Source organism: Rhodoligotrophos defluvii, from assembly GCF_005281615.1.
GTDB classification, from domain to species: Bacteria; Pseudomonadota; Alphaproteobacteria; order Rhizobiales; family Im1; genus Rhodoligotrophos; species Rhodoligotrophos defluvii.
Genome location: NZ_SZZM01000006.1, coordinates 219,304 through 234,040, shown reverse-complemented (window position 1 = coordinate 234,040; position 14,737 = coordinate 219,304). Strand labels below are relative to the sequence as shown.

Here is a 14,737-nt window from a genome sequence, read left to right as displayed (position 1 = left end):
CGAGCGCAGTCCGGCGCGCACCGAGCGTGCCGGTCGGCGCAGCGGAGGACATTGACCCTTATGCCAGTTGCCGCAGCCGGCCCGCGCATTCTGCTCAAGCGGCTGCGCGAGGTGATGGCGGAGCCGGAGAATGCGCAGAACCGGCTCAATAAGATCGCTTCCCTGATCGCATCGAACATGATCGCCGAGGTCTGTTCGATTTACGTGATGCGCCCCGGCGGTGTGCTGGAACTTTACGCGACGGAAGGGCTCAATCCTTCGGCTGTCCACAAGAGCAAGCTGCGCATCGGCGAAGGCCTGGTCGGCACCATCGCCGCGGAAGCGCGGCCGCTCAACGTGCAGGACGCTTACGCTCACCCAGCCTTCAAATACCTGCCGGAAACCGGCGAGGAGATCTATAAGTCGTTCCTTGGCGTGCCGCTGCTGCGCTCCGGCCTGACGCTCGGGGTTCTGGTGGTGCAGAACCGGGCCTCGCGCCTCTACACGGAGGATGAGGAAGAGGCACTGCAGATCACGGCGATGGTCCTTGCCGAAGTCATCGCTTCTGGCGAGTTCGATGAGATCGTCGCCGCGGTCGATGCCGACGTAACCCATGTCCGCTCGCACCGGATCGTTGGCGACTCCCTCGCCGACGGCATCGCCCTGGGCCATGTCGTGTTGCATGAGCCGCGGGTCGTCGTGACGAATTTGATCGCCGAGGACATGCACGCCGAGATGGCCCGCCTGGACCGGGCGATCGCCGCCCTGCAGGAATGGATCGAGACCATGGTGCAGGGCCTCGACGTCCCGCGCGGCGAGCATCGCGAGGTGCTGGAAACCTACCAGATGTTCGCCCATGACCGAGGCTGGCTGCAGCGCATGCGCGATGCGGTGCGCACCGGCCTCACCGCCGAGGCGGCCGTCGAGCGCGTACACAGCGACAACCGGGCACGCATGTTGCGCCAGAAGGACCCGTTCCTGCGCGAGCGGCTCAACGACCTTGATGATCTCGCCAATCGGCTGCTGCGCATCCTGACCGGACAGGCCAACACCGCCGCATCCAGCGAACTGCCCAAGGACGCCATATTGGTGGCCCGCAATATGGGCCCGGCCGAGTTGCTCGATTACGACCGCCAAAAGTTGCGCGGGGTCGTGCTGGAGGAGGGCGGCAGCACCAGTCACGTGGCTGTCGTGGCAAGGGCCTTGGGCGTTCCCCTGGTTGGCCAGGCGCAGGGGGTGCTCGACATCGTGGACACCGGCGATGCCATCATCGTCGATGGCAGCGGCGGCGAGGTGCACATTCGTCCTTCCCCCGATATCGAGCACGCCTACGCCGAGAAGGTCCGCTTCTATGCGAGGCGGCAGGAGCAGTACCGCGCCCTGCGCGATATGCCGGCAGCAACTTTGGATGGCGAGCGCATCGCGCTGCATATCAATGCCGGTCTGCTCGTCGATCTGCCGCATCTCACCGAGTCCGGCGCAGATGGCATCGGCCTTTTCCGCACCGAGTTGCAGTTCATGATCTCGTCCGCCTTTCCGCGGATGGACCAGCAGGTGGCTCATTACCGCTCGATCCTCGAGGCCGCGCAGGAAAAGCCGGTGGTGTTCCGCTCACTCGATATCGGCGCCGACAAGGTCCTCCCTTACCTGTCACAGGCAAAGGAAGAGAACCCAGCGCTCGGCTGGCGCGCCATCCGCATGGCGCTGGACCGGCCTGCGCTGATGAAGCTGCAGCTGCGCGCCCTGCTCAAGGCGGCAGGCGGCCGCGAGCTGTCGGTTATGTTCCCGATGGTCGCCGAGGTGGACGAATTCAGGCGGGCCCGCGAGATCCTGGAAGAGCAGCGCGAATATCTTCTCGCCCGGGGCCACCAGTTGCCCGTGCGCATCAGGGTCGGGTCCATGATCGAGGTGCCGGCACTCGTCTGGCAGCTCAACCGGCTCATGGAGCTGGCCGATTTCGTGTCGATCGGCTCCAACGATCTCGTGCAGTTCCTGTTCGCCTGCGATCGCGGCCATCCGCGGCTGGCCGGCCGCTATGACCCGCTGAGCCCGGCCCTGCTCTCCGTCATCCGCGAGATCGTGCATGCCGGGGCAACCCACGGCGTTCCCGTCAACCTGTGCGGCGAAATGGCGGGGCGGCCATTGGAGGCCATGGCGCTGCTCGGATTGGGCCTGCGTTCGATCTCCATGGCGCCGGCGGCCATTGGCCCGATCAAGGCTATGATCTTGAAGCTCCATGCCGGCCAGCTCACGGAGTATATGGCACCTCTGCTCGAGCTTCCCGAGCACAGCCTGAGGCCGCATCTCATGGCCTTTGCGAGAGACAGTGGCATCCCGATCTAAGCCGGCTGGATAGTCTCAAATTTAAACGCCGTTTATTAATTACTTACCTTTCTGGGTCATATTTCTTTCCATGGTCTGGGCGCTCGACCAGGCTCGGTGAGCCCTTGCGTCCCGGTGGTTCAGTAGCTGTACAAGCGAGACCGTAGTCCATGGACTCGATCAATACATCCCACCCGACAATCGGTCGGCCGAGATCTCATGCGCCGAAGCCGGACAGGAGCAACCCGGCCGCGGAGGTCGGCTGGTTCCTCCGTCGCGAGCGCGAGCGTTACAACTGCTCGCTGGAGGATGCTGCCCTGGCCACCCGCATAAATCGCCGTTACCTGGCCGCGATCGAGGACGGCGATCTCGACTCCCTGCCTGATCCCGAGGACGGGCTGCGTTATGTCACGACCTACGCGGCGTTCCTGGGCTTTGAGCCGGCGCCGCTCGCGCAGCACTACGCAACCGTCATCAACCGCCACCGGGTCGGCAGTCCCGCCGAGCGCGCGTTGAGGGGAGCGCCGACTGCCAAGATCATTCCTTTCCCCCGGATCCCACTCGGCCCTCGCACGGTCGGGCTTGCCGCGGCGCTGGTCGTGGCCGGCGGCATTTTCGGTGGGATGGGCTGGATGATATCGGGAGATGGAGGCGACTCGACGATACCCGTGGTCCGCGTCGATGACGGCGCTACGGCGGCCGACCCGATAACCACCGCGAGCATTCCCGCCGCCAGCCCGGCCGTTCGCCGGCAGGCGACGACCGGCGACGAGCTGACCGAAGAAGACACTGGTGTGGCCAACGCGCCCCTTTCCGGAGGCGCCGACGGCCTCGATGGCTTGACCGAATTCATCCAGCAGAACGTCACGAACACCGTGCCCACGGAGCCGCCGGCCAAGCCGAAGGTCAGCAGCGACAAGCAAAGCCGCACCTATGGCATCGAAAATGCCGAGTCCCGCCTGGTCCTGCAGGCCAATGCCCCCGTTTGGGTGCGAATCGAAGATCGCCAGGGTAACGTCATTCTCACCAAGACCATGATGGCGGGCGATTCCTATCGGGTTCCCAACCGCAGCGACCTCGTGGTCATCGCCCGCGACGGCGGCGCGCTCAGCTATATCGTCGATGGCAAGAAGCTCGGCACGCTCGGTGCCCCCGGCGAGATCCTGGTGGGGCGCTCGCTCGACCTGGCCACGCTTGAAAAGAGCGCGAACAGCTGACACGCCTCTTCCGTCTTCCGGAAAGACCTATATAAAGCCTCGTCGCGACAGGCGACGGGGCTTTTGCTTCATGGCGGCTGAACGACAAGGGCCGCGGCGGTTTTTGGGACATGTGGATCAGCGACAAGCTCGACAGGGTGCTCGACCGGTTTCGGACCATTGAGGCCGAGCTGTCGGCGGGCCCCGAGCCGAGCCAGTATGTGAAGCTATCGAAGGAATATGCCGAGCTCGAGCCGGTGGCAAAGGCCGCCCAGGTCTTGCAGGCTGCCGAGCGGGAAGCGGCGGATCTCACCCGGCTCATCGAGGCTGCGGACACCGACCGCGAGCTCAGGGCCTTGGCGGAGACCGAGCTCGAAGAGCTGAACGGCCGGCTCGATGAGCTGCACAATCAGATGAAGCTGTTGCTACTGCCCAAGGATGCCGCCGACGAGAAGAACGTGATCATCGAGGTGCGCGCCGGCACCGGCGGTGATGAGGCGGCCTTGTTCGCCGGCGATCTGTTCCGCATGTATCAGCGCTACGCTGCCCTGAAGGGCTGGACCGTCGAGATCATCTCGGCCAGTGAAGCGGAACTCGGCGGCTACAAGGAGATCATCGCTGCCATTTCCGGCCGGGGTGTCTTCGCCGAGCTGAAGTTCGAATCCGGCGTGCACCGGGTGCAGCGCATTCCCGAGACGGAAAGCCAGGGCAGGATCCATACCTCTGCCGCCACTGTGGCTGTGCTGCCCGAGGCGGAAGACGTGGACGTCGATATCGACGAGAAGGACCTCCGGATCGACGTCTACCGGTCGAGCGGCCCGGGCGGACAGTCGGTGAACACCACTGACAGTGCCGTGCGCATCACCCACCTGCCCACCGGACTGGTGGTGACCCAGCAGGACGAGAAATCGCAGCACAAGAACAAGGCCAAGGCCTTGAAGGTGCTGCGTGCCCGCCTTTATGAGATGGAGCGCGAGCGGAAGGAAGCGGAACGCTCGGCGGCGCGCAAGGGGCAAGTCGGCAGCGGCGACCGTTCGGAGCGCATCCGCACCTATAATTTTCCGCAAGGCCGGGTGACCGATCACCGCATCAACCTCACCCTGTACAAGCTCGACCAGGTGATCCGTGGCGAGGCGCTGGGCGAATTGATTCAGGCGCTGATTACAGAGCATCAGGCCAGTTTGCTGGCCGAAGTCGAGGCCAATGAATAAGCCCCCCGCTGACGCGGCCCGAACCCTGGGCACGCTTTTCAGATGGGGACGGGACCGGCTGCGCGAGCATGGGGTCGACACGCCGGATCTCGATGCGCGGCTCCTGCTGCTCGAAGCATCGGGGATTGACCATACGGTGCTGATCGCCGCGCCGGACCGCGCCATGGCGCCGGAGGAGGCTGCACGATTCGCCGAGTTGCTGAAGCGGCGCTGCGCGGGCGAGCCGGTCTCGCGCATTCTTGGCTACCGGGAGTTTCACGGGCATTGGCTCGCACTTTCGGCGGCAACTCTCGATCCACGGCCGGAGACGGAACTGGTGGTCGATCAATGCCTTCGCGTGGTTGATCTTATGGGGTGGCGCCACAGCGTAGGTGGTCGGCCGCTGCGTTTGCTGGACCTCGGAACCGGCACCGGCGCCATCGTCATCAGCCTGCTGCATGCACTGCCGGGCGCGTGGGGATGTGCGGTCGATATCGCCTACGAAGCATTGGCGACGGCGCGCGGCAACGCCGCGCGGCTAGGAGTTGGCGACAGGCTCGCTCTGGCATGCGGCAACTGGACCGATGCTTTTTCCGGGCGCTTTGATGTAATCTTATCCAATCCACCCTATATAGAGACGAGCGACATCGGCGAATTGAAGCCGGAAGTCAGGTGTTTCGACCCGGTTCTCGCCCTTGACGGTGGCCAAGACGGCCTGGCGGCTTATCGGCGGATCATCCCTTCAGCCAGCCAGCTTCTCGTTCCGGGCGGATGGTTGATCCTGGAGGTTGGTGCAGGCCAAGCAGCCGCTGTGATTGGGCTTTGTCGCACCGCGGGGTTCGGGCCCCATGCAGCAGTTTCGGAGACCGTGACAGATCTCGCCGGTCATGCCCGTGTGGTATGCATGCAACTCGGTTGGACCACTTAACTGACAAGCAAATATGCGGGAAAAAAGGGGTTGGAATGGCGTGTGCAAGCGGTTAACGTGCCGGTCAGTTGAGAGCGACCGCGAAATACCCGAATGGTTTTGAGGCCTGAGAGCCAGAGAGGCATCGGACGATCGCCTCGGGATAATTGGGCACGTCGATATTGCCTGAGCAGATTGGCGTGATGTGCCCCTAATCTCTGGTGACGAGCTTCGGCAGACAGAACGCTGGGCGTTCTGCGCTCCCATCATGAAGGCTTGGGACAGACAGCCAAGGCGAATACAGAACGCAACCGCCAACGAATGCACAGGGCCGGGGTTCGTTCAAGGCGGTGGTCGCGCTGCTTGAGACGCTCGCGTTGAGGCGCTCGCGCGCGGCCGTGGTGGGCATCGAAGGGGGCGATTGATGGGCACGCAAAAGAAGCATTGCACCGATTGTTTTTCGGTGGGATCGGCTGCGGCCGCCCATGTCTGAAGGCGCCCTGGAAGCGACCGCCAATAGCACGACGACACGCTCCTGGACGGACTTGGTAGCCAATTGAACTTTGATGAAGAAGAGTGTTCACGCCAATGAGACAAGGCCAGCACAACAACAATAACAAGCGTTCGCGTAACAGAGGGCGCAGACAACCAAATCCCGCCAGCCGCGTTTTTGAATCGAACGGGCCGGATGTGCGGGTGCGCGGGACAGCGTCACATATCGCTGAGAAGTATACGTCGCTCGGCCGTGATGCATTGGCCTCGGGAGACATCGTTCAGGCTGAGAATTACTTCCAGCACGCTGAGCATTACCAGCGCATCGTCGCCGCGGCGCAGGCATACCTGCAGCAGCAGAATCCGGACATGGCCAGCCGCACTTATGGCGACGAGGACGAGGACGGTTACGGCGACGAGCTGCCCGACCGTGGTGAAGCGGGCTTCGGCCAGCGCCCGGTAGAGCAGCGCATGGACGATCGGCCGCGCGAGCATCAGCGCGGCGAATGGCGCGATCATCGTAATGATCACCGCGGCGATGGCATGCGGGAGGGCGCCCGCGAGGCGCGTGGCGATCAGCGCGGCCAGCGCGGCGAATGGCGCGATAACCGCGGCGAGCGTGAGCAGCGGGGCGAGTGGCGCGACAACCGCGAGAACCGTGACCACCGCGACGACCGTCAGGAAGGGCAGCGCCACGACGGCCGCCAGCGCGAATGGCGGCGCGATCGGGACCGCCCGCGCCGTGATTATCGCGATACGCCGCAGCCGGTGGTGGTGAGCTCCGATCAGCCGATGAACGGACAGGTTCGCGAGTTTAGACAGCCGGCCGAGTCGGCGGGCGCGCACCAGCCAGAGCCGGTGGAGCAGATCAGCCTGCTGCCGGAAGCACCCGGCCGCGAGACTCAGGCCGTTGCGCAACAGGGAAATTCTCCTGTTCCTGCGGATGCGAGCAGCCCGGAGGCAACGTCCGAAACCAGCCTTCCCAGCAAGCCTCGGCGGCAGCCGCGGAGCCGGAAAGCGGCAGCGGCAATCAACGGTGTGGAGGCCACTGCCCCTGTTGAGCAGCCCGCTGTAGCGTCGGATGCGCCGACAGCGTCTGAGCCCAAGCCAACCCGGCGGCGGCGGACGTCAACCCGCAGCAGGGCAGGCGCAGAGGCTTCCGCCGAATCTGACGAGCGCAGCGACACCACGGAGCTTGAGGCGAACGCTGGCTGATTCCGATGCGGGATGATCTGTGGCAGCCACATTAGCGGTGGCCGGCGGACCGGGTCGGCCCGGGCGCCGGGCAAGCTATGATTGGCCGGCCGGCCCGGGTCGCGTCTCACTTGGTGCGTCGCTTTCGGAGCCATAGGCGTTCAGCTTTGTATCGGAGTGATCTTCGGCCGAAAAGTCAGGGCAGGCGCCGTGTCGCCGTCGCTCGCCGTCGGCTATAAACCCGAGGAAGCTACGGTATGATTGGAACGGGCATGCTGTAGCGAGAGATGGCACGATCCATGGACGACGAGCATCGCGCGACCACATCCGTGCCGGCACCGCCCTTGAGCGAGCAGGAGGCGGCGGACCATGGGAACGAGGCGCAAAAGAATGCTGCCTCCTATCGCTTGGCAGCGCTGGATACCGATTTCCTGCTGGGCGATTCCATGCGAGGCGTTCGGTTCCTGCTCGAATATGCGAAAGCCGAGGAGGCGCTGCGCAATTGGAGCGTACGCTCCACCATCGTCGTGTTCGGGAGCGCGCGGGTGCGTGAGAATGGCCCCGGCCGCCAAGCCTTCTGGTATGACCAGGCGCGGCGGTTCGGCTATATCGCATCCATGCACGGCGGCGCTCTGTGCGACGACGAAGGCGTGCGCCACAACGTGATCGCCACCGGCGGCGGGCCGGGTATCATGGAGGCCGCCAACCGTGGGGCGATGGAAGCCGGCGCCCCCTCCATCGGCTTCAACATCACGTTGCCTTTCGAACAGGAGCCCAACGCCTATTCCACGCCCGACCTGACCTTCCGGTTCCACTACTTCGCCATGCGCAAGATGCACTTGGCGATGAGAGCCAAGGCACTGGTCGTATTTCCTGGTGGATTCGGCACGCTCGACGAACTGTTCGAGATCCTCACCCTCGCCCAAACCGGCAAGGCGCCCGGCGTTCCCACCATTCTCTTCGACCAGTCCTATTGGACCTCGGTTATCAACTTCCGGGTTTTGGTCGACCAAGGCATGATCAATCCGGAAGACGTGAGGTTGTTCGAATTCGCAAACTCGGCCGAAGAGGCCTGGCGCAAGCTGATCAGCCTCGGCCTTGGCGTGGCCGGCTCTCCGCACGCCCGTGAGGAGGAGAAGCCCAACCTCGTTTAGTCGCGTTCAGGAGGCTTGCGATGTTCGGCCGTATACTGGTCGCGGTCGACCTTGACGATATCGAGCACGGCAGGCGAGCGCTGCGGCAGGCCTCCGGATTGATTCCGGGCGCCGGCGCCATGGTCCGCGTGCTGCATGTGCTGCCGCCGGTGCCGATGATCTACCTGCAGCATCTGCCCCGCGACTTCGATGCCCAGGAGCTCAAGACCATCAACCGGCAGCTCGCGCAATTGGCTGTCCAATCGGGTTTGCCCGCAGACACGGTGAGCACCGCCGTTCGGCGCGGCGCCGCCCATGTGGAAATCCTCAGCGAGGCCGACGCCTTGGGCGCCGACCTCATCATTATCGGCGCCCACCAGCCGACCGCTTATTCCAAGCTCTTGGGCACGACCGCCGGCGCCGTCGTCCGCCATGCCCAGGCCAGCGTGCTGGTCGTCCGGAGTTAGGCTAGATTGTCCTGCGCGGGCAAGCCGATGCGGCCGAAGCCGGGCAGCTTGATGGCCGGCCGGCGGATATCCACGCCGATGACCCCGCCGAGAAGGTTCAGTTCGACCCCCTCGTACCACCCCACGGTCAGTCCTGCATATCCAGCCAGCGTCGCGCGGAACCCGAGGCCCGACGGCGTGAGGCTGAGCCAGCGGCCGTCATACGGGTAGTCCTTGCCGATCGCCGTCGGTGGCAGCACGGCGTTCCATCCGGGGACGCCAGCGATGACTGCCGCCACGAATGTATTCGAGTTCGGGCCCGGCCATATCAGATAGTCGCCCTGCTGCCGGTAGCGGTAGCTCTCGACCGCTTTTCGGATGCCGGGAATGAGCCGCTCCGCTTCAGCCCCATCCGCGGCGAACACCGTCTCCGGTTCGTCGCCGAACCAGCGTCCGTCCGGGGCATAGCCGTTGATCCGCAGCGGCGTGCCCCAGCCCACCACCTCGAAGCGCTCGTAGGCGGGTGCGCCCCGTTCCTTCACCACGATCCAGCTATGCACAGCGAAGATGCCCTTCCAGCGTCCGGTCCGGGCCGCATAGACGCGCACCAGAGCATCATCGTGCGTGCTCGCCGCCGGCAGAATGCCGGTACTGCTCCAGTCGGCTTGGCGCCAGCTCTGGGGCCACCCATTCTGCCAATGCAGCGCCCCGTGCACCGCAATGGGCGCAACGAACAGCAGGAAAAAGGCAAGCGAGACATATTTTACGAAGGACAACATCGGCCGCGCTGAGATAAGCATGATCGGGGATCGCCAAAAGATTCGTCGGTTCGGGGCCGCAGACAAGTCAACGTTCCGGCATCAGAGTTGTTACAGGCTGTTGGGGCGCGCGTGGTGTTCGAAAGATACTATCGCAACCGGCTTGCCGCCGATCTGCCGGTTTGGCGTGAGCGGGGCTGGGTGACCCCGGACGGGGCGTCCGCCATACTCGCGACGCTCCCGGAGCCAGGGCGTCACCTCACGCTTTCGACCATCGTGGCGACCCTGGGCGGCCTGCTGCTCGGCGCCGCCGCCATTGCCTTCGTCGCGGCCAATTGGGAGGGCATGGCGCCCTTCGCCCGTTTCCTCCTGTTGCTGGCAACGCTCGCTGCGGCTTATGCCGCTGCGGCGGTGCTGAAGCAGCGCAACCACCCGGCCCTCAGCGATGCCATGGTCCTCGTGGCGGGTCTGGTCTTCGCCGCCGCCATAGCCTTGGTCGGCCAGGCCTACAATCTCACCGGCGAGTTCCGTGATGCCATCCTGCTATGGACGCTGGGCTGTTTTGGCGCGGCGCTTCTCACCCGGTCGCTTTCGGCAACCGTGCTGAGCCTGGTCGGGGTCTCGGTCTGGGCCTTCCTTGCCATCACCGAGCTGGGACGTGTCGTCCATTGGGCCAGCCTGGTCCTGCTTCTGGCCATTGGCGCCCATGCGCTCTGGCTCGATGGCAGCTTTGCGCGCCGGGCCTTTGTTGCCGCCTCGACGTTCTGGATAGCTTTTACGCTCATCCAGATGACGGAAGCTCTGGGCTGGCCCTATATTGGCGGCCTGTCTCTCTGTGCCGCCGTGGCCCTGTTCTTCTGGTCGGTCGGCGCGTTCCTTGCCTCAGGCACCAGGGAGGGCGGGTTCGCGGACCGGCTGGTGCCCTTTGGGCGGGAGCTCACCTGGCCTGCCCTGGTCGGACTGCTCATAGCGCTATTCGTGATGCAGGGCCTGTTCGAGGAGACCCGGGCCGATGCGCTCGGCTGGTTCCTACCTGCGGTCATCATAGCCCTGCTCGCCGCCACCATCGCCATGGGTGCGGCCTGGCGCGGCGCCGTGCCGATGGTTCATGCCGTCCTTGGCATGCTGATCGTGTTCTGCGCTATCGTCTTCGCCTACTGGCAGACGGTGAGCGGAGATGGAGAGCATGCCGCCGCTCTGTGGCCAAGGCTGGCAATCGCAGCTGTCATCCTCGTGGCGAGCCTCTGGCTTGTAGCACTCGCGCAGACCGACGCTGGCTATCACGTGCATACGCTGGGCCTCGCCGCGTTCGGTATCGAGATCCTCTATCTCTATATCGAGACACTAGGCACTCTCATCGACACCGCGCTGGCCTTCCTGGTCGGTGGCATCCTGCTGATTGCTCTCTCGATCGGGCTGGTGCGGCTGGACCGCTGGCTGCGCAGCCAGCGGCGGAGTGCCTCTCCATGAGCAAGCGCTTCATGCTGCTCGGTTTCGGTCTCGCTTTCCTGCTGCAGGGCTGCCTGCTCTTCGGCATGATCGCCGGACGCGCCATGCTCATGGCCAACGGCACCGAGGTCCGCCTCGCCGTCGTGCCCGTAGACCCGCGTGATTTCCTTCGTGGCGATTATGTGATCCTCTCCTACGACATTTCCAGGTTGAAGACGGCGCAGCTCGGCGGCGACAGGGATTTCACGGTCGGCGATCCGATCTACGTGGCTCTGGCACCCGACGGCCAGACCTGGCACGCAACTGCGATCTATCACACCTATCCGAAGGACGTCGCCGGTCCCGTGCTACGAGGGCGCATCACCAGCGCCTCGCAAACCCCCAACTGCACGGGTCCCTCCTGTTGGGAATACGGCGTGGATTACGGTTTGGAGAAATTCTTCGTGCCCGAAGGCGCCGGTCGCGCCTTGGAGGAGCTGCGCAACGACCAGCGGCTGACCGCCGATGTGGCCGTCGGCAAGGACGGCGCTTCGGTCATCAAGCGTCTGCGCGTCGACGGGCAAGTCCGCTATGAAGCAGGGCTGTTCTGAAGCCGAACCGGGGCAGAAGCTGGGGTGATCAGATCCTCGATGGTTTGCGGCGCGGCTGGTTCGGGTGCTGCGGGCGTGATCGACATCGGCCCTGCTGGGTGCGGCGCAGGCGGCATCGGTTGCGAAGCAGGCAGAACCGACTGGGCTGGGACGCTCGGCGCCGGGTTCTGCCGCCGCAGGGCCGCAAGTTCCGTGCGCCCCGCATCGCCGCGCGACTTCCTGATGTAGAAGGCATTGCCGCCGGCCACCGCCACGTAATGCATGTTCTTGTAGGGAAAGCGCAGGCCCGCCTGGTGGAAGAACATCGCCGGACCGACTTTCGCATGCCGCTTGCCCGCGAGCACCGTATCGGCCACTTGCTCGACCTTCGGCAAGTCGCGAGGATTCATCCTGCGGGTCAGCACGCCGGAGGCGAATTGGCGCTTCTGACCCACCACCCCGCAGATCGTATCGGGATATTGCGGCGACTGCACCCGGTTCATAACCACGGTGCCGACCGCTAGCAGGCCATCCTCGCTGGAGCGGTGCGATTCGAAATACATGGCCCGGATCAGGCATTCCCGTTCCTGCGCCGGCGTGGCGGAAGCGGGCGTGACGTGCGGCCGCGCGCTGGCGGTGATCACCGGGGCCGACGACGACAACGGACCACAGGCGCCGAGCAGTGAAACGAGTGCGATCACGGCCGCGCCCGACAAGATCCGTTCTATCATCCCCGTCTGCCTCTTCCGCTCTCCGATCGGACACGAGCCCAATCGCATCAAGGCCCAAGGCCGCTTTCCAAATCGTAAAAATCTGGAGCGTGCCGGCCCGCTATCCCAAGGGAGCAGAGATCCCCGCTCGTCCCGCAACGACGCAAGAGACCGGGGTATTGCGGCAATACTGTGTCGGCACCGCGCAGGGCCACTTTCCAGCCAGCATTGGCCTGCACGAGCCTATGGCCTGCTTAAGCCAGCCAGCGCTTGCGCCGCCGGTAGTGCTTCACCGCGTGGTAGTCGACCTTGTGGGCCCCGCCGAGATAGGCATCTTGCACGTCCGGATTGGCGCGCATGACCTCGGCCGATCCGCTCATCACCACCCGCCCGTTCTCGATGAGATAGGCGGAATGGGCAATGTCGAGCGCCGCAGCCGCATTCTGCTCCACCAGCAGGATGCCGACGCCGGTCTCCTGGTTTATGCGCTTGATGGTGGCGAAGATTTCGTCCACCAGGAACGGCGCAAGCCCCAGGCTCGGCTCATCCAGCAGGATGAGCTTCGGCTCGGTCATCAGTGCGCGGGCAATCGCCAGCATCTGCTGCTCACCGCCGGAAAGATAGCCTGCTTTCGCCTTCGCGCGCTCCGCCAATCGCGGAAACAGCGCGAACATCTTGTCCATCAGCGCCCGCGTCTTGGCCCGGTCCCGATGCATGGACGTGGCCGCCAGCATGTTTTCCGCTGGCGTCAGATGGCCGAATACCCGCCGCCCCTCGAGCACATGCACGATGCCGAGCCGCACCCGCTGCGGCGGATCGAGATCGGTTATGCTGGCGCCCCGGAATGCGATGTCGCCGCGGGTGACGAGCCCGCGCTCGGGCTTGAGCAACCCGCTGATCGCCTTGAGCACCGTGCTCTTGCCGGCGCCATTCGCTCCGAGAAGGCCGACGAGCCCGCCGTCCGGCACCTCGATCGAGACGCCTTTGACTGCCAGGAACACCCGGTCGTAGACCACCTCGATATTGTTCAGGCTCAGCAGCGCCAACGGCACCTCCTGCGGGTCATGGCTGCATCCGGCAGGGTCAGATCCCGCCGGATGCAAACGGGCTGCTTACTTGCCGGTCTTGGCGAATTCCTGGGAATACTTCTTGATCTCGTCCCAGACCACGTCCTGGTAGGCGGTGAACCAGTCGGTCTGCGGCACGAAATTCTTGCCGTCCCAGCGCGACACGCGGCCCATGCCGCCGCCTTGATGGTCCTCCGGTGTCACCGTCACCGGCGGCATGTAGCCGTCGAGCGTGAAGTCCTTGATCGACACGAGCCCCTGATTGAGCCAGGGGCCGTCGATCGGGCCGTCGGGGTTCTTTTCGAACGCCATCCGCACGCCCTCGACCATGATGCCCGCGAGCATGACCCCGTAATTGTAGTAGTTCGTGCCGATCTTGTCCTCCGGGCCCGCGCCCTTGCCGGCTTGCACCACCTCCTTGAGGATGTCCTGGATCACCTTCGGCTCGCGGCCGGTCACGCATGGGTCGAATTTCATGACGCCGACCGCCTGGTCGGGGCCCACCACTTGCATGTCCGACTGCGACAGCCAGACGCTGGACGACACCCGATCCATGGGCAGCCCATTGCGGATCGCTTCCGTCAGCGCCACTGTCTGGCCGACGCCTGCGCCCCAGAACATCACCCAGTCCGGCCGCGCCCGCCGCACCTGTGGCCAGATCGCCGACTGGTCGTTGCCGGGAGGCGTGTACGGGAAGGTCTGCAGCTCGAACCCGAGCTTCTGGCTGAGGGTCTGCAGGATTGGCAACGGCTCCTTGCCGAACGGCGTGTCGATATGCACGAAGCAGATCTTCTTGCCCTTGAGATCGCCGTCCTTCTGCCGGAAGAAGTCGATGAGCAGGGCGGCTTGGGTCCAGTAATTCGGCGACAGCGGGAACACATAGGGAAACACCGTGCCGTCCGCCGCGTCGCTGCGCCCGGAGAAGGCGGTGATCATGTTGATCTTGTCCTGCAGCACGCGGGGGACCAGCGCGCGCGCAACTGGTGTGGACAGCGGATCGATCAGCACGGCCCCTTGCGCCTTGGCCCGCTCATAGGCCTCGATGGCGCGGGGCAGGTCGTTGCCGTGATCCGACACGTCGGCCAGAATGGTGTACCCGTTGACGCCGCCGCGGCTGTTGATCAGGGTGATGTAGTCGCGCTGGCCCTGGCTGTATTCTGCCGTGACGAAAGTATAGATACGAGTGAAATCCTGCGGCATCGAGAAGCGGATGACCTTCTCCTGCGCCGATGCCACGCTGATCTTGACATTGGACGCGATGGCCGCGACGGCGGCCCCCACCAACAGATTGCGACGACTGATTTCCATGTTGCTTCCTCCCATGC

Annotated in this window: 12 protein-coding genes and 1 pseudogene; 9 read left to right on the top strand and 4 right to left on the bottom strand. The window is 64.6% G+C overall.

Annotation, left to right across the window (positions count from 1 at the left end):
- Window positions 1-60: 60 nt before the first annotated feature.
- The 7 genes from ptsP (at window position 61) to E4P09_RS22110 (ending at window position 8,880) form a co-directional block, all read left to right on the top strand.
- Window positions 61-2,322, top strand: a complete 2,262-nt coding sequence (gene ptsP / locus E4P09_RS22140) for a phosphoenolpyruvate--protein phosphotransferase (RefSeq protein WP_137391816.1) — start codon at window positions 61-63, stop codon at window positions 2,320-2,322.
- Between the two features lie 149 nt (window positions 2,323-2,471).
- Entirely contained in the window at window positions 2,472-3,518 is a 1,047-nt protein-coding gene (locus E4P09_RS22135; protein WP_137391815.1) for a helix-turn-helix domain-containing protein, read from the top strand.
- A gap of 110 nt (window positions 3,519-3,628) precedes the next feature.
- Entirely contained in the window at window positions 3,629-4,708 is a 1,080-nt protein-coding gene (gene prfA, locus E4P09_RS22130) for a peptide chain release factor 1 (RefSeq protein ID WP_137391814.1), read from the top strand.
- On the top strand, window positions 4,701-5,615 hold the full coding sequence (gene prmC, locus E4P09_RS22125) for a peptide chain release factor N(5)-glutamine methyltransferase (RefSeq protein WP_137391813.1): 915 nt from the start codon (window positions 4,701-4,703) through the stop codon (window positions 5,613-5,615). Before prfA ends, prmC begins: the two co-directional genes overlap by 8 nt.
- A 567-nt stretch (window positions 5,616-6,182) precedes the next feature.
- Window positions 6,183-7,301: a DUF4167 domain-containing protein gene (locus E4P09_RS26925; protein ID WP_137391812.1), complete on the top strand. Its 1,119-nt coding sequence runs from the start codon at window positions 6,183-6,185 to the stop codon at window positions 7,299-7,301.
- A 425-nt stretch (window positions 7,302-7,726) separates the two neighbouring features.
- A complete protein-coding gene (locus tag E4P09_RS22115) occupies window positions 7,727-8,434 on the top strand; it encodes an LOG family protein (RefSeq protein ID WP_239025326.1) in 708 nt (235 codons plus the stop codon).
- 20 nt (window positions 8,435-8,454) lie between these two features.
- Window positions 8,455-8,880: a universal stress protein gene (locus E4P09_RS22110; protein ID WP_137391810.1), complete on the top strand. Its 426-nt coding sequence runs from the start codon at window positions 8,455-8,457 to the stop codon at window positions 8,878-8,880.
- Here the strand turns inward: E4P09_RS22110 and E4P09_RS22105 are convergent.
- Window positions 8,877-9,659 carry a DUF3750 domain-containing protein gene (locus tag E4P09_RS22105; RefSeq protein ID WP_239025311.1) on the bottom strand — a complete coding sequence of 261 codons (783 nt, stop codon included), beginning with the start codon at window positions 9,657-9,659 and terminating at the stop codon, window positions 8,877-8,879. The genes E4P09_RS22110 and E4P09_RS22105 overlap by 4 nt on opposite strands.
- A 90-nt stretch (window positions 9,660-9,749) precedes the next feature.
- Between E4P09_RS22105 and E4P09_RS22100 the strand changes: the two genes are divergently transcribed.
- Window positions 9,750-11,087 carry a DUF2157 domain-containing protein gene (locus E4P09_RS22100; protein ID WP_170984572.1) on the top strand — a complete coding sequence of 446 codons (1,338 nt, stop codon included), beginning with the start codon at window positions 9,750-9,752 and terminating at the stop codon, window positions 11,085-11,087.
- On the top strand, window positions 11,084-11,656 hold the full coding sequence (locus tag E4P09_RS26090) for a GDYXXLXY domain-containing protein (RefSeq protein WP_170984571.1): 573 nt from the start codon (window positions 11,084-11,086) through the stop codon (window positions 11,654-11,656). Before E4P09_RS22100 ends, E4P09_RS26090 begins: the two co-directional genes overlap by 4 nt.
- A gap of 223 nt (window positions 11,657-11,879) precedes the next feature.
- On the opposite strand, the pseudogene E4P09_RS22090 reads toward E4P09_RS26090, so the two are convergent.
- The 3 genes and pseudogenes from E4P09_RS22090 to E4P09_RS22080 form a co-directional block, all read right to left on the bottom strand.
- Window positions 11,880-12,366 (bottom strand): annotated as a pseudogene (locus E4P09_RS22090) (cell wall hydrolase); the annotation flags it as partial.
- A gap of 233 nt (window positions 12,367-12,599) precedes the next feature.
- Window positions 12,600-13,391: an ABC transporter ATP-binding protein gene (locus E4P09_RS22085; RefSeq protein WP_137391807.1), complete on the bottom strand. Its 792-nt coding sequence runs from the start codon at window positions 13,389-13,391 to the stop codon at window positions 12,600-12,602.
- A 66-nt stretch (window positions 13,392-13,457) separates the two neighbouring features.
- Window positions 13,458-14,720 carry an ABC transporter substrate-binding protein gene (locus E4P09_RS22080; RefSeq protein WP_137391806.1) on the bottom strand — a complete coding sequence of 421 codons (1,263 nt, stop codon included), beginning with the start codon at window positions 14,718-14,720 and terminating at the stop codon, window positions 13,458-13,460.
- Window positions 14,721-14,737: the final 17 nt, after the last annotated feature.

Coding starts and splice junctions, on each gene's coding strand:
- E4P09_RS22115 (WP_239025326.1), top strand. CDS start 7,727: ATGCGAGGCGTTCGGTTCCTGCTCGAATATGCGAAAGCCGAGGAGGCG.
- prfA (WP_137391814.1), top strand. CDS start 3,629: ATGTGGATCAGCGACAAGCTCGACAGGGTGCTCGACCGGTTTCGGACC.
- ptsP (WP_137391816.1), top strand. CDS start 61: ATGCCAGTTGCCGCAGCCGGCCCGCGCATTCTGCTCAAGCGGCTGCGC.
- E4P09_RS22135 (WP_137391815.1), top strand. CDS start 2,472: ATGGACTCGATCAATACATCCCACCCGACAATCGGTCGGCCGAGATCT.
- E4P09_RS22080 (WP_137391806.1), bottom strand. CDS start 14,720: ATGGAAATCAGTCGTCGCAATCTGTTGGTGGGGGCCGCCGTCGCGGCC.
- E4P09_RS22110 (WP_137391810.1), top strand. CDS start 8,455: ATGTTCGGCCGTATACTGGTCGCGGTCGACCTTGACGATATCGAGCAC.
- E4P09_RS22105 (WP_239025311.1), bottom strand. CDS start 9,659: ATGCTTATCTCAGCGCGGCCGATGTTGTCCTTCGTAAAATATGTCTCG.
- prmC (WP_137391813.1), top strand. CDS start 4,701: ATGAATAAGCCCCCCGCTGACGCGGCCCGAACCCTGGGCACGCTTTTC.
- E4P09_RS26925 (WP_137391812.1), top strand. CDS start 6,183: ATGAGACAAGGCCAGCACAACAACAATAACAAGCGTTCGCGTAACAGA.
- E4P09_RS26090 (WP_170984571.1), top strand. CDS start 11,084: ATGAGCAAGCGCTTCATGCTGCTCGGTTTCGGTCTCGCTTTCCTGCTG.